Annotated in this window: 14 protein-coding genes; 7 read left to right on the forward strand and 7 right to left on the reverse strand. The window is 69.7% G+C overall.

Translation table 11 applies throughout. The features are described from left to right. Positions 1-26: 26 nt before the first annotated feature. A complete protein-coding gene (locus M1D55_RS07630; protein WP_232204556.1) occupies positions 27-2,174 on the reverse strand; it encodes an ATP-binding protein in 2,148 nt (715 codons plus the stop codon). 177 nt (positions 2,175-2,351) lie between these two features. Further along, entirely contained in the window at positions 2,352-3,209 is an 858-nt protein-coding gene (locus M1D55_RS07635) for an SDR family oxidoreductase (protein ID WP_006579394.1), read from the reverse strand. Between the two features lie 420 nt (positions 3,210-3,629). On the opposite strand from M1D55_RS07635, the gene M1D55_RS07640 reads away from it, so the two are divergent. Further along, positions 3,630-5,063, forward strand: a complete 1,434-nt coding sequence (locus M1D55_RS07640) for a methyl-accepting chemotaxis protein (RefSeq protein ID WP_456280567.1) — start codon at positions 3,630-3,632, stop codon at positions 5,061-5,063. Between the two features lie 52 nt (positions 5,064-5,115). Here the strand turns inward: M1D55_RS07640 and M1D55_RS07645 are convergent, their stop codons facing one another. Together M1D55_RS07645 and M1D55_RS07650 are read right to left on the reverse strand one after the other, a co-directional pair. Next, a complete protein-coding gene (locus M1D55_RS07645; RefSeq protein ID WP_006578648.1) occupies positions 5,116-5,787 on the reverse strand; it encodes a MarC family protein in 672 nt (223 codons plus the stop codon). Positions 5,788-5,853: 66 nt separating this feature from the next. Next, positions 5,854-8,583 (reverse strand): penicillin-binding protein 1A, encoded by a 2,730-nt coding sequence (locus M1D55_RS07650; protein WP_456280568.1) that lies wholly within the window; start codon positions 8,581-8,583, stop codon positions 5,854-5,856. 326 nt (positions 8,584-8,909) lie between these two features. Here M1D55_RS07650 and M1D55_RS07655 point away from each other — a divergent pair, with 326 nt between their 5' ends. Then, complete coding sequence (locus tag M1D55_RS07655) at positions 8,910-9,614, forward strand: glutathione S-transferase N-terminal domain-containing protein (protein WP_064576326.1); 705 nt, start codon at positions 8,910-8,912, stop codon at positions 9,612-9,614. Positions 9,615-9,894: 280 nt separating this feature from the next. Beyond that, on the forward strand, positions 9,895-11,331 hold the full coding sequence (locus M1D55_RS07660; RefSeq protein WP_064576325.1) for an alpha/beta hydrolase family protein: 1,437 nt from the start codon (positions 9,895-9,897) through the stop codon (positions 11,329-11,331). 253 nt (positions 11,332-11,584) lie between these two features. On the opposite strand, the gene M1D55_RS07665 is transcribed toward M1D55_RS07660, so the two are convergent. Continuing rightward, on the reverse strand, positions 11,585-12,532 hold the full coding sequence (locus M1D55_RS07665) for a LysR family transcriptional regulator (protein ID WP_456280569.1): 948 nt from the start codon (positions 12,530-12,532) through the stop codon (positions 11,585-11,587). 366 nt (positions 12,533-12,898) lie between these two features. On the opposite strand from M1D55_RS07665, the gene M1D55_RS07670 reads away from it, so the two are divergent. The 4 genes from M1D55_RS07670 (at position 12,899) to M1D55_RS07685 (ending at position 17,885) form a co-directional block, all read left to right on the forward strand. Then, on the forward strand, positions 12,899-13,591 hold the full coding sequence (locus M1D55_RS07670) for a 2Fe-2S iron-sulfur cluster-binding protein (RefSeq protein WP_064576323.1): 693 nt from the start codon (positions 12,899-12,901) through the stop codon (positions 13,589-13,591). After that, positions 13,588-14,586, forward strand: coding sequence for an FAD binding domain-containing protein (locus tag M1D55_RS07675; protein ID WP_064576322.1), 999 nt, complete (start codon positions 13,588-13,590; stop codon positions 14,584-14,586). Before M1D55_RS07670 ends, M1D55_RS07675 begins: the two co-directional genes overlap by 4 nt. Then, positions 14,579-16,846, forward strand: coding sequence for a molybdopterin cofactor-binding domain-containing protein (locus tag M1D55_RS07680; RefSeq protein ID WP_456280570.1), 2,268 nt, complete (start codon positions 14,579-14,581; stop codon positions 16,844-16,846). Before M1D55_RS07675 ends, M1D55_RS07680 begins: the two co-directional genes overlap by 8 nt. Before the next feature lie 127 nt (positions 16,847-16,973). After that, positions 16,974-17,885, forward strand: a complete 912-nt coding sequence (locus M1D55_RS07685) for a DUF3626 domain-containing protein (RefSeq protein ID WP_023264898.1) — start codon at positions 16,974-16,976, stop codon at positions 17,883-17,885. Here the strand turns inward: M1D55_RS07685 and M1D55_RS07690 are convergent. Then, a complete protein-coding gene (locus tag M1D55_RS07690) occupies positions 17,842-18,813 on the reverse strand; it encodes a YihY/virulence factor BrkB family protein (protein WP_082928571.1) in 972 nt (323 codons plus the stop codon). The two genes, M1D55_RS07685 and M1D55_RS07690, sit on opposite strands and share 44 nt — an antisense overlap. A 13-nt stretch (positions 18,814-18,826) precedes the next feature. Continuing rightward, positions 18,827-19,351 (reverse strand): host attachment protein, encoded by a 525-nt coding sequence (locus M1D55_RS07695; RefSeq protein ID WP_053824242.1) that lies wholly within the window; start codon positions 19,349-19,351, stop codon positions 18,827-18,829. Positions 19,352-19,403 lie beyond the last annotated feature (52 nt).

Raw genomic sequence — 19,403 nt, forward strand, 5'->3', positions numbered from 1 at the left:
CGGCAGCGGGCGGGCGCGGCCGAGCGCTACAGCCGCGACGGGCTCGACTGTCCGTCCACCGCCCGGGTCGGCGCCAGGATGCCGGCCTTGACCAGCGTCTGCGCGTTCCATGGCTTGAGCAGGAACGGCAGCCCGGACACCGACGCCAGCGCGATCATGTCGGCGTCGTCGGTCATCAGGATCACTGGCAGGAACGGAAAGCTGCGAGTCAGGCGATCGCGCAGCGCCAGTCCGCCAAGGGCGGGACCAAGGCGCGCATCGGCGATCACCAGATCGAAGCCGTAGCGGTCGGTCGCCGCCATCGCCTCGGCCTCGTCGCGCACCAGCGTGACCCGGTGGCCGGTCGCCTGCAACGATTCGACGGCGCTCTGCACACTGCGCGGCTGATCGGCCACGATCAGCACCGCGCTGGCGCCGGCGCCCCAACGGGTCCGCGCATGGCTGTCGCCATGTTCCCAAGCCGGCAGATAGAGCCGCACCGTGGTGCCCTTGGCGACTTCGGATTCGATCACCGCCACGCCATCGACTTCGCGGCAGAAGTCGTGTACCTGCGCCAGGCCGAGGCCGCTGCCCAGCCCCGCGGTCTTGGTGGTGAACAGCGGCTCGAACACGCGCTCGACCACCTCGGGGGGCATGCCCTTGCCGTTGTCGCGCGCCGACAGGCAAACATAGTTGCCGCGCATGCCGCCGGGACGGCTGCCGTCCAGCGTCACGTTCGATGCCGCCACGACGAACTGGCCGCCGCCGGGCATCGCGTCGCGCGCATTCGATGCAAGGTTCATCATCGCCAGCTCGAGTTCGTTCTTGTCGGCGCAGACCGGCCAGCAGGCCGGATCGATCTCGTAGCGCAACTGCACGCGCGGACCGAGCGCGGAGCGGATCAGCGGCGTCCACCCCTCCGCCTCCTGCGCCAGCAACAGCACCTCCTTGCGGTGCTGGCGCTTGCGGGCCATGCCGATCAGCTGGTTGCTCAGCGCGACGCCGCTCGCCACGCTGCGCTTGATGCCGGCCAGCGCCTTCTCGCGGGCAACGTCGGGACGCGTGATCATCAGATCGGTATTGAACGAGATCACCGACAGCACGTTGCGGAAGTCGTGCGCGACCGAGGTGATCAGATGCCCCACCGCCTCGAGCTTGCGCGACTGCCGATAGCGTTCCTCGACCTCCTGGCGCCGCGTGACCTCCTCCTGCCAGCGCAGATACGACTGCTCTTCGCGCTTGAGCCGGCGCAGGCTCATCCAGGCCAGCGCCCACAGCGCGAAGGCGGGAATCGCGGCGACGGTCGCGCCGATATACAGCCGGTGCCGCCACTGGGCGTGAATCACCCGCATCGGAATGCCAACCACCGCGTGCAGCAGTCCGCTGCCGATCGACCAGTTGGCGACGATACTGTCGTCGCCGCCCAGGCCCGTCATCCTGGAGACGCTGTCGCCGGACCCTTCCGATATCCGTTGCAGCGATTCGCGCACCGCATCGGGCGCCTGCTCGGGCACGCTGTCCGGATACGCCGCGAGGACCACGCCGTCGCTGCGCACCAGCGCGGCCTCGGCGCCGGTCTCCTGGCTCAGCACGTCCCGATAGAAGTCGGCGAAGTACGACGGGCGCAGGGCCACCGACACCAGCCCGGCGACTTCCGCTGCGGGGCCGACGCGCGGCATGCTGACGTTGATGACCCGCTCGGGTACCACCTTGTCGATGACGACACCGGTCACGTCGAACGGACGCAGCCCGCCGACGATCGCACGGAAATCCTCGCGCTCGCTGATCGATACGCGCGGCACCGGATAGAAGCGGCTGCTCGCCAGCAGCATGCCGTGCTCGTCGTAGACCGCCAGCGACGACGCCTGCGGCAGGCCGCCAACGATATCGGCAAGACGGGTGTGGATGTCGTCCTCGTGCTGGCGAAGTTGCGCGTTGCTCCAGCCCGCGGTGGCATCGCGAATGCGGCTGTTGATCTGGTGATTGGCTTCGAAGACCTTGCTGGCGTGCTCCTGGATCACCCGCGCCAGCCGCGCCGAGCGCTGCTCGGCCTCGGCCACGTCGGCGCGCAGCGACAGCCACGCCCAGGTCGCCAGCACCGCCGCGGGGAACAGGATCGCGCCGAACAGCAGCGCCACCAGCGTGCGGCGCTGCGTGGCGAAGTAGTGGCGCGTACCGAGATAGCTGTGGGGCATGGTGGCAAGGGCTGGACCGGGCAACCGCGATAGCGGCCACTGCACGAATGCGCAGCTTACCCCAGCAAGCCTTCAGGTTAGACGCCGAGCCCTGAACGTCAAGCGCGAGCGCCACCCCGATGGGCCGGCGCCGGTCCGGCCCATCGGTCCCTTGCCACAACGAAACTTGCCTTTGCGCTAGCCGTTGATCACCTCGCCGCCGTTGATATGCAGCACCTGCCCGGTGATGTAGCTGGCCGCGCGCGAGGCCAGGAAGACGAAGCCGGCGGCCACCTCGAACGGCTGGCCGGGGCGGCCCATCGGCGTCTCCTTGCCGAACTTCTCGACCTGCTCCGGCGAGAAGGTCGACGGAATCAGCGGGGTCCAGATCGGCCCCGGCGCCACGCCATTGACGCGGATGCCGCGCTTGACCACCTGCAGCGCCAGCGACCGCGTGAACGAGACGATCGCGCCCTTGGTCGACGAGTAGTCGAGCAGGTGCGCGCTGCCGCGATAGGCGGTGACCGACGTGGTATTGACGATGGCCGAGCCCGGCTGCAGGTGCGGCAGCGCGGCGCGGGTCAGGTGGAACATCGCGAAGACGTTGGTGCGGAAGGTCGCCTCGACCTGGCCCTCGTCGATCTGCTCGGGCTGCTGCTTCGGATGCTGCTCGGCCGCGTTGTTGACGAGGATGTCGAGCTTGCCGAGCTCCTTGACGGTCCGCTCGACGACCTGCGCGGCATGCGCGCTGTCGCCCAGGTCGCCGTCCATCAGCAGGCAACGGCGGCCCGCTTCCTCGACCAGCCGCGCGGTCTCCCGGGCATCCTCGTGCTCGTTCAGATAGGCCACCGCGACATCGGCGCCCTCGCGGGCGAACGCCACCGCGACGGCGCGGCCGATGCCGCTGTCGCCCCCGCTGATCAGCGCGACCTTGCCGGTCAGCTGGCCGCTGCCGACATAGTCGTCGGCGCCGCTGTCGGGCTTCGGGTGCATTTCGCTCTCCAGGCCGGGCTGCCGGTCCTGATGCTGCGGCGGGAGTTGCTCGGGTGTGGCCATGGGCTTTCTCCTGTCTGGCAAAGGTTGGCGAACGCCACGCCTTGTCGCGCGGCACCTGGCCGTGCGGCCGCAACTTTCATGCCGCCACCGCCATATCCGTTCCCTGCGCTGCCAGGCTGGCTGCGCTTCCCTTCCAACGAGCCGGACCGCTAGCCTTGCCGATGCCTCCTTACAACCGGGCTGGCAATCCTTACCGGCAAACCCCGTCTTTCCTGCGGGTAAACCATGACTGCATCCGGCCTCAGGTCCACCCCGAATCTGCCGATATCGTCGGTGCGGCGGCATGCCGTCGTGCAGCCGCGATAACAACATCCACAACGAATGCGAACTGATTGCAACGACAGGGGGGATCGAATGGGTAGCAGCACACTGGCTTTGCGCGCCGAAGCGGATCGCACCGCAGCGCGACCGGATCCACGCATGCCCGAGACGCAGGCCGCCGGCACGCTGCTGGCCGCCGTTCACCGGCGCGCCGACCGCCTGCTGGTCGGAACGATCTGGCTGCTGTGGGCCGCCTCGCTGCTGGCCGGCTGGCGCTACGGCACCATCGGTCCGAGTCTCGCGGTCGGCCTGCCGCTGTCTGTGGCGGCCAGCCTGTGGGCGGCAGCGCTGCCGGGCCGGCTGGGCACCCGGCTCGCTACCGCGGCGATCTCGATGGCGATGGTCGGGCTGCTGATCCACCAGGCGCGCGGACAGGCCGAGTACCACTTCGCGGTGTTCGTGCTGCTGTCCGTGCTGCTCGCCTATCGTGACTTCCGCCCGATCCTGCTGGCCGCGGCGCTGATCGCGGTGCACCACCTGAGCTTCAATTACTTCCAGACCTGGGGCTGGGGCGTGATCTGCTTCACGGAACCGGGCCTGGGCATCGTGCTGCTGCATGCTGCCTTCGTCGTCGTACAGACCGCGGTGCTGGTGGTGCTGGCCTATCGCATGGAGGCCGACGCCCGCTCCGCCGGCGAACTGGCGGCGCTGGCCGCGCGCATCGGCCGCGATCCCGGCTACCTGACGCTGACGCCGGCGCGCGCAGGCGAGCCGCAGCCCGTCAGCGCGCTGGCGCGCTCGTTCCAGGCCACGCTGGACGCGGTGCGCGGCACGCTGCTGCAGGTCCGCGACAGCGCCGCCGAGGCGGCGGCCGCGTCAGGCGACATCCTGCAGCGCAATACGGTGCTGGCCGAACGGACCCACGGCCAGCAGCACGCGCTGGAGGAAATCGTCACGGCGATGAGCGAGCTGCGCCGCAGCGCCCACGAGAACGCCGACCACGCGCAGGCGGCGCATACGCTGGCGGGCACGTCGCGCGCGGTGGCGGCGCAGGGCGGCGAGGTGATCGGCTCGGTCATCCGCACGATGGGCGAGATCCACGCGGCCAGCGAACGGATTGCCAACATCATCGGCGTGATCGACGGCATCGCGTTCCAGACCAATATCCTGGCGCTGAACGCATCGGTCGAGGCCGCGCGCGCGGGCGAGCAGGGCCGCGGCTTTGCCGTGGTGGCGGGCGAGGTGCGCACGCTGGCCCAGCGCAGCGCAGCGGCGGCCAAGGAGATCCGCGCGCTGATCGGCGAATCGGTCGATCGCGCACGCGCGGGCTCCGAGCTGGTCGGCACCGCCGGCAGCACGATGGGCGAGCTCGAGGCCAGCGTCGCGCGGCTCGCCGCCATCGTCGACCAGATGGCGCTCGCCACCGGGGGACAGCGCGCCGGCATCGATCAGGTGGATGGGAATATCGCCGGCATCGACGCGGCGGCGCGCCAGAACGCCGACCATGTCGACCAGACCGCCGAAGAGGTCGCGCGCCAGCAGCAGCAACTGGCGAGGCTGACCGGCGCGGTGGGGCAGTTCCGCCTGGACTAGCCGGCGGCCGGCTTGCCGGCGGTGCGATCGAACCTGCGGGCCGCCGTGCGGATCAGCCCAGGCCCGGCAACGACGTCAGGTATTCGCTGATGCCGGTCATCATGATCTGCACACCGATGCACAGCAGCAGGAAGGCCGACAGCCGCGTGACGACATTGGTGCCTTCCGGCCCCAGCACGCGGGCCAGCAGCTCGGCGCGGCTGTAGACGACATAGACGACGATCGCGACCGCCACGCTGACCGTCACGGACACCACCGCCGACTCGATCGCATCGCGCCATTCGCGGCTGCGGCTGGCGTTCAGCGCGATCGCGGTGGCGATCGACCCGGGTCCGGTGGTCAGCGGGATCGTCAGCGGGAAAAACGCCATCTGCGTGACATCGCCGGTCGATACCGATTCGATGCGCTTCTCGGCGGGCTGCGTCGGCGCGTTCAGCATGGTCCAGCCGCTGAACGCCACCACGAAGCCGCCGGCCAGGCGCAGCGCCTGCAGCGAGATGCCGAAGAAGCCAAGGATCGCGGTGCCGAGGAAGAACGTCACCAGCAGCACGATCAGCGAATTGATCGCGACCTGGCGGCTCAGCTTGCGGCGCTCCTCGACGGTCAGGAAGCGCGTCCGGTCGAACAGCACGAAGGCCATGCCGAACGGGTTGATGATACTGAGCAGCGCGGAGAACGCGAGCAGGAACTCCGCCACCAGATTGCTCAAGCTCAGGATGCCCATTGTGCGCGCCTATCCTCACCAAATCGCGCAAGCATAGCGCATGGGGCACTGCGGCGACTACTGCGGTCAGCCGGGGGCATTGGGGCTCGCCGTGCCGTTGGTGGCCGGCGGCGCCGGGGCCGGTGTTGGAACCGGTGCCGGCGATGCGGCCGGCGTGGATGGCGGTGCCGACGGCACGGCGGGCGGTGCCGCGTGCGGCGACGGCGCAACAGACGGCGTGGGCGACGTTGACGATGGCCGTGCCCCGGCCGCTCCGTTGGCCGCGCCTTGCGCGGCTCCATTGCCCTGCACCGCGGGCGGCGCGGGGTTGCCGGTGCCGGTGCCAGCGCCGGTGCCGGTACCGACAGCCGCTCCCGGATAGGTGCCCGGGTAGCCCTCCGGATTCGGCCCCGCGTTCGTGCCGGCCGCGCCAGCCGCACCGTTTGTTCCATTGATCGCCCCAGGCGCTGCCCCAGCCGATGCCGGCTGGCCGGACCCGGGCACCGGTTCCCCGAACGGCGCCGATGCCTGCGGATCGGTCGGCATCGGCAGCGGCTCGGGCTCGTCGAGGACTTCCGGCTCGGAGGCCATGCCGTCGTCCACCGGCGCCGGCCGCCGCTCTGCCGGCGCGGGCGCGACGTGCACCTCGGCCGTGGCCTCCGGCTCGGACGCCGGGCCGAAGGTGCGCGCCCACCAGCCCTCCACCGACTTCAGCCACGGGTCCAGCATGCCGGGTTGCTGCTGGTTCTCGAAGCGCACGCGCTGATCGATGGTCCGCGTCTGCAACGCGCGGCGGACTACGTCGCCGACGATCGGCAGCGCGCTGTGCGCGCCCTGGCCCCAATAGTCGCTGCGCAGCGTCACGCGCGCGTCGTTGAAGCCGACCCAGGCGCCGGCCACCAGTTGCGGATGCATCAGGATGAACCAGCCATCGGCGTTGTCCTGCGTGGTGCCGGTCTTGCCAGCGACGTCGGCACGGATGCCATAGCGGCTGCGGATGCTGGCGCCGGTGCCGCGGTCGACCACGTCGCGCATCACATCGAGCAGCGTGTAGGCGACCGCGGGCGGCAACACGCGCTCCGGCGACGCCGGGCGGAAGGACTCCAGCACCCGGCCGTCGCGGTCCTCGATGCGGGTCACCATGGTCGGCTGCAGATAGGCGCCGCCGTTGGCGATGGTGCCGTATGCCGCGACCATTTCCTTCAGCGTCACGGGACTGGTGCCCAGTGCCAGCGAGGGCACCGTATCGAGCCGGCTCTGCCGCACGCCCATGGCCCGCGCCAAGTTGGCCACGCGCGCGGGGCCCACCTGCTGCATCAGTTGCGCGGTGATGGTGTTCTTCGAATAGACCAGGCCGTCGCGCAGCGTCAGGTCGCGCCCGCTCGGCGGGCCGCCGTCGGTCGGGCGCCAGACCTCGCCACCGGCCAGCCGGATCTCGACCGCCTCGTCGCGCAACGTCGTGTCGGGGCCAATGCCCTGCGCAAAGGCCGCGCCATAGACGAAGGGCTTGAAGGTCGAGCCGGGCTGGCGCCTTGCCTGTTGTACGTGATCGAAGGCGTCGTCGGCGAAGTCGCGGCTGCCGACCCACGCGCGGATCTCGCCGCTGCGCGGATCCAGCGCCAAGAAGCCGGCCTGGATGCGGGTCTTCTGCTCGTGCAGCTTCCGCATCGCGTCACCGTCCTTGCGCAGCTGCGCCAGCGTGTCGGCATCGCTGAGGCCCGCCTCGCGCGCTGCCCGGTACTGGGCGGTCTCGCGCATGAAGGCCTCGACCAGCGCGCGATTCGCGCTCCAGCCGCCGCGCGGGGACCACGCGGCATCGGCGATGCCCTGCAGCCGCGCCCCCTGGCGCGCGACCGCCTGGTTGGCCATCGCCTGCAGCCGCGAATCGATGGTCGTATGGACCACCAGTCCGTCGGTGTAGATGTTGTAGTCGTTGCGGTCGGCCCAGTCGATCAGCCATTTGCGCAGCTGCTGCGCGAAATGCGGGGCTGGTCCCTCCTCCGGCGTCTGGCGTTCGAAGTCGATCCGCAGCGGGCGCTTCTTCAGCGCCTCGAATTGCGCGCTCTTGAGCTTGCCGCGCTTGACCATCTGCGCCAGCACCGTATTGCGGCGCTCCACCGCGCGCTCGGGATTGAGCACCGGGTTGTAGTAGCTGGTGCCCTTGAGCATGCCGACCAGCGTGGCGCTCTCGAGCACGTCGAGCCGGTCGGCCGGCTTGTCGAAATAGGTGCGTGCCGCCATCTCGATGCCGGTCGCGTTGTACAGGAACGGCACCGTATTCAGATAGGTCTCGAGAATCTCGTCCTTCGAATACAGCGCCTCGATCTTCAGCGCGGTGATCGCTTCCTTGATCTTGCGCGTCACGCTGGCCGCGCGGCCGATTTCCTCCGGATACAGGTTGCGCGCCAGCTGCTGGGTCAGCGTCGAGCCGCCCTGCCGGTCGCCGGACAGCGTGTACCAGGCCGCCGCCGCGGTGCGCCGCCAGTCCAGGCCGAAATGCTGGTAGAAGCGGTGGTCCTCGGTCGAGATCAATGCGGCCACCACGTTCGGCGAGATCTTGTCCAGCGGCACCCAGTCGCGGTTGGCGCGCTTGAACTCGGCCAGCAGCTTGCCGTCGGCCGACAGCACCTGGGCCGGCCGTTCGGATTTGGCCTTGCGGATATCGCTGATGCCGGGCGTGAACGGCACCAGCACCAGCGTATAGGCGAGAAACAGGACGGGCACCGCGGCCGCGCCCCAGGCGATCTGGCGGCCGGTGGGCCGGCGCAGCCGCGCACGCCAGTCGGCGAGGGTGCTGCGCAGTCGGTCGCGCATCATGGCGCGCGCTCGCCGGCATGGCCGGCGCTGAGTAGGAAGAGACGCTTCACACGGAGTACTGCGGATTCGGGAAGCGTGCATCGTACCAAAACGGCCAGTGGCTCCGGCCGCGCGCCGCCCGGCGCGTCATCGGCAATGCGCTTATGATCGCCTCTGCCCGCCGTGGCGGCGAGCGTCCGTCCAGAGCAAGCCCAAGCCCAAGCCCAAGCCCAAGCTCAAGCCCAAGCCCAAGCCCAAGCCCAAGCCCAAGCCCAAGCCCAAGCTCAAGCCCAAGCCCAAGCTCAAGCCCAAGCCCAAGCCCAAGCTCAAGCCCAACCCAAGGAACCATGCCCGATCTTTCCGCTTACCCGATCACCCGCAAATGGCCCGCCCAACATCCCGACCGGCTTCAGCTCTATTCGCTGCCGACGCCCAACGGCGTCAAGGCGTCGATCATGCTGGAGGAAATCGGGCTCCCCTATGAGCCGCACCTGGTGCGGTTCGACACCGACGATCAACTGTCGCCGGAATTCCTGTCGCTGAATCCGAACAACAAGATTCCGGCCATCCTCGATCCGGACGGCCCGGGCGGCAAGCCGCTGGCGCTGTTCGAATCCGGCGCGATCCTGCTGTACCTGGCCGAGAAGACCGGCAAGCTGCTGCCCGCGGATCCGGCCGCGCGCTATCAGACCATTCAGTGGGTGATGTTCCAGATGGGCGGCGTCGGCCCGATGTTTGGCCAGCTCGGCTTCTTCCACAAGTTCGCCGGCCGGGAATACGAGGACAAGCGCCCGCGCGACCGCTACGTCGCCGAGTCGCGGCGCCTGCTCGGCGTGCTCGACAACCATCTGGCGGGCCGCGACTGGATCATGGGGGACCAGTACACCATCGCCGATGTCGCAACCTTCCCGTGGATCCGCAACCTGATCGGCTTCTACGAGGCCCGCGAGCTCGTCGGCTTCGACGATTTCCGGCAGGTGCAACGCGTGCTCGACGCCTTTGTCGCGCGGCCGGCGGTGATCCGCGGCCTGGAGATTCCGAAGCGCGGCTGAACACTGCATCCCTCCCCGTCGTCCCCGCGCAGGCGGGGACCCAGTGGCTTCAGCGACTGGGCCTCCAACTAGTCGCCGGGTCCACGCCTTCGCGGGAACGACGAAGCGCCCGGCGTTTATTTCGCAGCGCGAAACACCGGGCGGCTTTTCTTTTACTTTTTGTCTCCTCATCTTTAGACTTCGTGCACGGTCGTTCGTTTTCGTGACGAAGCGATGTGGCAGTGCGGCATGAAGGCGAAGGCCTCCCGAAGTCGAAAACGAGATAACGAGGAGACAAACCATGCAGCTCACCACGCGCGCCGCCCTGGCGCTGGCGTTGGCCGCCGCATTGCCGCTCGCCGGCTGCGGCGGGGACGACGACGATCCCCCGCGCCAGCCGGAAGAGACCCGCGCCCAGGACAGCCGCACCTTCACCGTCAACGAAGCCGCCCTCGCCTTCGAGGCACTGCCCAACGCCCCGGAGACGGATCGCTGGACCGGCACGCTGAAGGGCTCCGGCTATCGCATCGAGGTTCCGAAGCAGTGGAACGGCAAGCTGGTGATGTACGCGCACGGCTATGCCGGCACCGGCGCGGCATTGGGCGTCACCACGCCCAGCATCCGCCGCCATCTGATCGAGGCCGGCTACGCGTGGGCAGCGTCCAGCTACAGCAAGAACTACTACGACGTGCGCGCCGGCGTCGAGGACACCAATGCGCTGGCGCTGGCCTTCGTGCAGATCGCCGCGCAGAACCGGCGCCCGCTCGCGCCGCCCAGCCGCATCTACATCGTCGGCCACTCGATGGGCGGCCATATCGCGGCCGCTGCGGTGGACCAGGAAACGCTGGACACCGCCAACAACAAGGTCCGCTATCACGGCGCGGTGCCGATGTGCGGCGTGATGGGCGACACCGAACTGTTCGACTACTTCGCGGCCTATCAGCTGGCAGCGCAGCAGTATGCCGGCCGTCCGGCCACGGCATGGCCGGTGACCAACTGGGCCGAGATCGGGCCGGCGGTGCGCGACGCGCTGTTCACGACCTTCCCGAGCGCGACCACCGCGCAGGGCGACAAGGTCAAGGCGATCGTGCAGAACCTGACCGGCGGCGCCCGGCCCATGTTCGATCAAGGCTTTGCCGGCCCGGTGCAGAACACGGTGTGGGGCACGTTCGGCGGCGACGGCACCATCAACGGCATCCTGAACCGCAACGGCGTGTCGACCACCGGCATCGTGTATCAGCTGGACAGCGATCCGGCGCTGTCCGCCGAGGAAACCACGCTGAACGACACCATCCTGCGGGCCAGGGCCGATCCCGAGGCCAACCGCCTGCGGCGCGACGGCCTGCGCTGGATTCCGAAGACCAATGCGCGCATCAACGTGCCGGTGGTCACGCTGCATACGCTGGGGGACATGTACGTGCCGTTCAGCATGCAGCAGATCTACAAGCGGCGGGCCGATGCGCAGGGCACCGCGCAGTGGCTGGTGCAGCGCGCGATCCGTGGCGTCAGCCATTGCGATTTCACCGTGGCCGAGCAGAAGGCGGCGTTCGAGGCAATGGTGCAGTGGGAACAGGGCGGCCCGAGACCCGCGGGCGACGACGTGCTCGACGCGGCCACGGTGGCGAGGCCGGATTACGGCTGCAGGTTCACCGACAACACGGTCAGCGCGGACGATTCGCCTGGCGTCGCGCAGGCCCGCCCGCAGATCGCGGCGGCATTGCCGTGCCCGGCGTCGTGATGGCACGGTGAGGCGCTGTCGCACGTCGAGCGCCGCTGCCCCCCTCTCCCCCAGCCCCTCTCCCGCTAGCGGGAGAGGGGAGAAAAGCGGCGCGCGACGACACTGGCAAACCGCTGCTCTGCTCCTCTGTCCAGCAAGCGGGACAGAGGTGAAAAGGAGCCGACCGCACGGATAGACCGACGTTCGGCTCCCCTCTCCCGCTTGCGGGAGAGGGGTCGGGGGAGAGGGCAAACCACGCCCGCAAACCGATCAGTCACGCCCGCCGCCTGACCGGCACGACCGTCCCCAGCGACAGCCGCGCGAAGTCCGGATGCGCTGCCAGCGTCTGCACCAGAAAATCCGCCAGCAGGCGATTGCGCCGGGGCACATGCGCCCGTGCCGGCATGTACAGGAACACGCCGTAGCGCTCGGTCACATGCTGCGGCAGGACCGGCACCAGCCGCCCGGCGCGCAGATGCTGCGCCACCGCATACTGGAAGAACTGCCCGATCGCGGCGCCGCTGGCCACCGCCTCGACCTCGGCATCGACATCGTTGGTCGCGACGAACGGCGCGAAGATGCGCGCTTCGATCTCGCCGTCGACCAGGAACTCCCACGGAAACACCTTGCCCGTGCGCGGATGCAGGAAGCTGGTGCAGCGATGCCGCTCCAGCTCGGCGATGCTTTTCGGCACGCCGTGCCGCTCCAGATAGGCCGGCGCCGCGCAGACGATCAGCTGCAGCGGCGCGATGCGCCGCGCGACCAGCGAACTGTCGGGCAGCGTGCCGGTACGCAGGCCGATATCGATGCCCTGCTCGATCACATCGGTCAGGTGATCGCCGACCATCAGCTCGACCGCGACGTCGGGATACGTCTGCACGAATTCGCCGATCGCCGGCGCGACATAGCGATGCGCCAGCGAATACGGCGCCGCGACGCGGACGACGCCCGCCACCTGCTCGCGGTCGCCATCGATATGGCGCAGCGCCACCTCGAGCGATTCGACGGGGCGCTGGCACTGCGCCAGCAGCAACTCGCCTTCGCGGGTCAGCCCGACCTTCTGCGTGGTACGGTGCAGCAGCCGCACGCCGAGCATCCGTTCCAGCAGCATCACCTGCTTGCTCGCCGCCTGCGGCGTCATGCCAAGCTCGCGCGCGCCCTGGCTGAAGCTGCGAGCCTGGGCCACACGCACGAATACCGTCAGCGCCCGCAAGCGGTCCATCGCGCCATCCTGTCGATGCGGTTCAAAGTGGGGGAGCGTGCCGCCCGTCGCGCGGGGCTTCATAGCGCCCGGCGTCGCGCCCGGCGTCACCCTGGCTTGCAGTATCGCGGCAATGCGCTGACAGGCCGCTGACCCAAAACTGTCACCACGCTGACAGCGTCGTGACGATGCGCTGACGCCATCGCCGCCAACCCCAGGCCCTGCCTCGTTCCGTGTCATTCGGTTGAAGAGGTTTCAACCGCGCCGAGGCTACCAGGCGATCAGCCGATTGCGCAAACTGCGCCCGAACGCGCTGCTGCCGCGCCGGTTCCACCCGATCCATCGACGCCAGCACCGCGCCCGTCACCTCGACTCGGGAGCCCCCACATGAGAGATCGCAACGACGATACAGGCACGCCGCGGCTCAGCCGGCGCGCGTTTCTCGGCACCACGGTGGCCGCCGGCGGCGTCACGGTACTGCCCTGCGCTCCGGCCGGCGCGCAAACGGCGGCCGCCGCCGCCAGCGAGCCGATGCCGGCCGCCGGCGGCACCCCGAACGAGCCCGTCACACTGACGGTCAACGGCAAACGCCATCGGCTCGCGCTCGATGTCCGCACCTCGCTGCTCGACGCGCTGCGCGAGACGCTGCATCTGACCGGCACCAAGAAGGGCTGCGACCACGGGCAATGCGGCGCCTGCACGGTGCTGCTGAACGGCCGCCGCATCAACGCGTGCCTGACGCTGGCGGTGATGCACCAGCAGGACGAGATCACCACGATCGAAGGGCTCGAGCGCAACGGGCAACTGCATCCGGTGCAGGCCGCCTTCATCGCGCACGACGGCTTCCAGTGCGGCTTCTGCACGCCCGGGCAGATCTGCTCCGCGGTCGGCATGCTGCGCGAGGTCGCCGACGGCGTGCCGAGCCATGCCAGCGCCGATCTGAGCGGTGCCCGCACGGTGTCGCTGCAGGACCTGAGCGAGGCCGAGGTGCGCGAGCGCATGAGCGGCAACCTGTGCCGCTGCAGCGCCTATCCGAATATCGTCGCCGCGATCCGCAGCGCGGCCGGGAGCCAGCGATGAGGCCATTCAGCTACGAGCGCCCGACCGCGCTCAGGGAAGCGATCGCGGCGGCGGCACAGCCCGACGCGCGCTTCATCGCCGGCGGCACCAATCTGCTGGACCTGATGAAGCTGCAGATCGAGCGCCCGGCCCGGCTGGTCGACGTCAATGCGCTGCCGCTGCAGGGCATCGAGGCCGGCGCCGACGGCACGCTGCGCATCGGCGCAACCGTGCGCAACAGCGATCTGGCGGCCCATCCGCTGGTACGCGAACGCTATCCGCTGCTGACGCGCGCGCTGCTGTCGGGCGCCTCCGCGCAGATCCGCAACAAGGCCACCACCGCCGGCAACCTGCTGCAGCGCACGCGTTGCCCCTACTTCTACGACACGGCGATGCCGTGCAACAAACGGCAGCCGGGTTCGGGATGCGCGGCGCTGCGCGGCAGCAACCGCATGCACGCGGTGGTCGGCCACAGCGAGGCCTGCATCGCCGTGCATCCGTCCGACATGGCGGTCGCGCTGAGCGCGCTCGACGCGCGCATCGAGACCGTGCAGCCCGATGGGCGCATGCGCGTGATCCCGATCCACCAGCTTTATCGCGCGCCGGGACAGACACCGCATCTGGAAACCGATCTAGCGCCCGGCGAGCTGATCGGCGCGGTCGTGCTGCCGCCGCCCCCGCCCGGCGTGCAGTCGTACCGCAAGGTGCGCGACCGCGCCTCGTTCGCTTTCGCGCTGGTGTCGGTGGCGCTGATCGCGCAGGTCGAAGGCGGCCGTCTGCAGAACGTGCGCGCGGCCTTCGGCGGCATCGCGCATCGTCCCTGGCGCGTGCCGGAGGCCGAGGCCATGCTGACCGGCAAGGCGCCGTCCGCGCAGCTGTTCGCCCGGGCCGCCGATACGGCGCTGGCCGGCGCGCGCGGCTTCGGCGGCAACGACTTCAAGATTCCGCTGGCCAGGCGGGTATTGCAGGCCAGCCTGACGCAGGCATCGCAACGCGACGGAGCCCACCATGGATGAACTTCAGCAGCGCCAGCGGAGAGATCAAAACGCCGGTCAACAATGGATCGGCACGCCGGTCGACCGGGTCGAGGGACGCCTCAAGGTCACGGGCCGCGCCGTCTACGCCTGCGATCACGTGCCCAACGGCCCGCTCGCCTACGGCTACCTCGTCGAAAGCGCGATCGCGCGCGGCCGCATCGCCGCCATCGATACCGAGGACGCCGCGCAGATGCCCGGCGTGATCCTGATCGTCACGCATCGCAACGCGCCGGCGCAGTCGCCCTATGGGCCGCCCAAGGTCGCGCGGCGCTTCGAGCGGCCCAAGCCGATGCTGGACAGCGACCAGGTGCGCCACTACGGCCAGCCGGTGGCGTTGGTGATCGCCGACTCGTTCGAGGCCGCGCGCGATGCCGCGGCGCGCGTGCGGGTGCGGTACACGCCCGAATGGGGCGCGAAATTCGACATGACCGCCGAGCTGCGCAACGCCTACGTGCCGGACGGCATCAATGCCGGCATGCCGCACGACACCGCGGTCGGCGACTTCGATGCCGCGTTCGCCGCCGGGCCGGTGCGAATCGACGCCACTTATACGACCCCGTACGAACACGTGAACCCGATGGAGCCGCACGGCACTGTCGCGCAGTGGTCGGGAGACCGGCTGCTGATCCATACCTCGACGCAGATGGTCGACACCTGCCAGATCGCGGTGTCGCGCACGCTGAATCTGCCGGCCGAGAATGTGCGCGTGGTCTGCAAGCATGTCGGCGGTGGCTTCGGCTCCAAGGTGCCGACCCATGCCGACGCGATCCTGGCGGCGATCGGCGCGCGCATGACAGGGCGGCCGGTCAAGGTCACGCTGACGCGGCAGCAGATGTTCGCCAACACCAACCATCGCACGGAAACACGCCAGCGCATCCGCCTGGCCGCCGGCCGCGATGGCCGCATGACCGCGCTGGCGCACGACGTCATCGAGCAGACCGCGATGTACGACGAATTCGCCGAGCAGACCGCGGCCTTCACGCGCTCGCTGTATGCGGCGCCGAACCGGCGCACCAGCCATCGGCTGGTGCGGCTGGACCTGCCGCCGTCGGACATCATGCGCGCGCCGGGCGAGGCCCCGGGCGCGCTGGCGCTGGAGTGCGCGGTCGACGAGCTGGCGCATGCGCTGCGAATGGACCCGATCGAACTGCGCATCCGCAACGAGCCGCGCGTCGATCCCGAGCGCAACGTCCCCTTCTCCACGCGCGGACTGGTCGCCTGCATGCGCGAGGGCGCCGAACGATTCGGCTGGTCGCGCCGGCCCACGACACCGGGCAATATGCGCGACGGACGCTGGCTGATCGGCTACGGCATGTCGGCGGCGATCCGGCCCAACTACCTGCAGGCGTCCAGCGCCGAGGTCACGCTGTATCGCGATGCCATTGCCCGCGTGCGGCTATCGATGACCGATATCGGCACCGGCACCTATACGATCCTGACGCAGATCGCGGCCCAATCACTGGGCCTGCCGCTGCAGGCGGTGCTGGTCGAGATGGGCGACAGCGACTTTCCGCCGACACCTGGCTCCGGCGGCTCCTGGGGTGCGGCCAGCACCGGCTCGGCCGTGTTCAATACCTGCGCCGCGCTGTGCCGCCGGCTTGCGGAGGTCGCCGCGGCGGACCGCGCCTCGCCGCTGTTCGGCACCGACCCGGCGCAGGCTCGCCTGGCGGACGGCCGCCTGCATGCCGGTGGCAGATCGGAGCCGGTGGGCGCGCTGCTCGCCCGTGCGATGCCCGACGGGCTCAGCGTCACCGGCGAGGTGCAGCGCGGTCCGGAATACCAGACTTATTCGCAGCACGCCTACGGCGCGCATTTCGCGGAGGTCGGCGTCGACATCGATACCGGCGAAATCCGGCTGCGGCGCATGCTGGGCGTGTTCGCGGCCGGCCGCATCCTGAACCCGAAGACGGCGCGCTCGCAGATGATCGGCGGCATGATCTGGGGCGTCGGCGCGGCGCTGATGGAAGAGACCACGGTGGACCCGCGCTACGGCGCCTTCGTCAACCGCGACCTGGCCGGCTACCACGTGCCCGCGCACGCGGACATCCCGGCGATCGACGCGGTGTTTCTCGACGAATACGACGACAAGGCCAATCCGCTCGGCGCCAAGGGCGTCGGCGAGCTCGGCATCTGCGGCGCCGGGGCGTCGTTGGCCAACGCCGTGTTCAACGCCACCGGCATCCGGTTGCGCAGCTATCCGCTGACGCTGGACAAGGTACTGGACGGCATGCAGGCTTGATGGGACGAAGGACAGGCATCGGCATCGGCATCGGCATCGGCGACGTTAGAATGCAAGGCGCGCAGTGAGCGCCGACGCGGTGAGCGCAAGATCAAGCCGCAAGCCAGCCGAACGCCGAGCGACCGTCATGCCCGTCCACGCCATCGATGCCCGCAATGCATGGGTGCCGCCCCCGGATTCTCCGCAGGCGCGCGCCCTCGCCCATGTCGCCGCACGCAGCCTCGGCGAGCCGATCGACCCGACGCTGCGCGTCACGCTCAATTTCCATCCCGACCGCCTGCACCGCGGCGTGCCGTTCCTGCAGGCGCTTGCCAACGACGGGGTCTATCGCTCGCAGTTCGAGACCGGCACCAGCAATGGCGGACTGACCGCGCACCCCGGCGGCGACCGCTGGCAGTGGGAGAGCCGGCTGTTCGGCGGCGCCTACGATGACGCCGCGCCGGCCGAGCGCCCGAAGTACGGCGCGCTCGATTTCCGCCGCCGAGCCACCGGCGGCTCGCCGCGCTTCGGCTCGGCGCATCTGCGGCTGACCGGCGCGGTGCTGGGCCGCACCACCTTCTGCTATCCCGACAGCGTCTACGAGCCCACCGCGTTCGGTGTGTCCGAGCGCATGGGCCTGATGGCGCTGGCAGCCACGCCGCAGCCCGACCCGCTCGATGACTATATCGAGGCGCAGGTGCACGGACCGGTCGATCTGGCGCGCGATGTCGAGGCGCTGGTGCTCGATCCCTGCTATCGCGGCACCGAAATCGAGGCGATGGCCCGCGCGCTGCCTTGCGCGCTGGAATGGCATGCGGGCTTCCGGCTGTCGGTCGACGAACTGCGCCGCCACCCCGGCTATCGCGGCCCGCGCTACGTCGAACTGGGCTGCGCGCTGGCACGCGGCGGCTGGCTGACGCCCGCGCTGATCGGCGAGGCGGCCCGCGGCGGCAGGCACGACTCTCAGGATCTGAAGAAGGTGTGGCACTGCCTGGCGTGCTTCGGCGACATGGGACTCACGGCCCCTGGTGCCGCCCCTGCCCTTCGGGCGGGCCCCTGAGCTCCTGCGGCTCGACGTAGCGGCCAGGTTTGACAGCCACCGTCCGTTCGGCCGGCTGCTGCCCGCGCAGCGAGCCGTAGCGGTGCGCGTAGAGCCAGGTGAATTCCGCCCCGAGCAGGAAGATCTGCGCGGAGTAGTAGACCCAGACCAGCAGCACCACCAGCGAGCCCGCGGCGCCGTAGCCGGACGCCACGCCGGTCTTGCCGATATACAGGCCGATCAGGAACTTGCCGAACGTGAACAGCAGTGCGGTCACCAGCGCGCCGAGCCAGACGTCGGGCCAGCGCACGCGGGCGCGCGGCATGATCTTGTAGATCATCGCGAACCCCGTGGTGATCACGGCCAGGCTGAAGACGAAATCGACGATATGGGCCACCGCTTCTTCCTCTCCGAAGAGCGGCGCCCAACCGCGCGACAGTGCCGCCAGCGCGGCGCTGGCCAGCAGCGAGACGATCAGCAGGAAGCCGATGCCGAGGATCATGCCGAATGACAGCACGCGCGCGCGCAGCAGTCCCCATAGCCCGGAGCTCTTCTGCCGTTCCGGCACGCGCCAGATGCGGTCGAGCGCGCTCTGCAGTTCCGCGAATACCGTGGTCGCGCCGATCAGCAGCGTGACAAGGCCGGCCAGCGTCGTCAGCGTGCTGGTCGCCGGCTCGCTGACCGCCGCCAGCATGTCCTCGATCGCCTTCGCGCCCTCGGTGCCGATAAAGCCCTGCAGCTCGGTGACGATGGCCCCGCGCGCCGCCTCGGCGCCGAACACCACGCCCGCCACCGAAATGACGATCAGCAGCAGCGGCGCCACCGAAAACACCGTGTAGTAGGCGATCGCCGCGCCCATGCTGGGCGCGTAGTCGTCGATCCAGGCGCTGACCGTGTCCTTCAGCAGTCCGTAGAGATTACGGACCGCGCCCACCGCGCGGCGCGGCATGGCGGCCTCGCGCTCAGCCCGCGGCCTGGCCGCCGGACCGATCGCCGGCAAACCTGGCGGCAAACAGCCGTTCGGTCAGTTCGCGCTCGGGCAGATGCACCAGGTCCTTGTCGACTTCCTCGGTCACCACGTTGGCGACCTGCGCGGGCAGGTGCTTGCGCAGCAGGCCGAGGAAGCGCGGCGCCGCGGCGATGCGCAACTCGTCATAGCGCTGCTTCTGCAGTGCATCGGCCAGATGCTCGGCAACGCGCCGGGCAAAGCCCTCGGCCTCGAGATGCAGTTCGTCCTCGCCGGCCGACGACGTGACGCTCGACGGCGCGCGCTGGCGGCCGGTGCCACCGCCCACCGCTGGCCCCGCGCCGGGACCCGCTCCCGCGCCCGCGCGGCGTCCGTACGCGTCGCGACGCAGGTCGGCGGCATCCGCATGCGCGCCGGCGTCGGTCAGTTCATCGATGCAGGCCAGTTCCTGGCCGGGCTTGTGCCCTTCGAGAATACGGGCGATGGCCTCGTCGGCCACCAGGACCCAGGTGGTTTTCATCGGATGCTCCTCTGCTGTGGGTGCCTGACGTCCGACGCGGGACGTGGTGGCC

It is taken from the genome of Cupriavidus sp. JZ107, assembly GCF_053903255.1.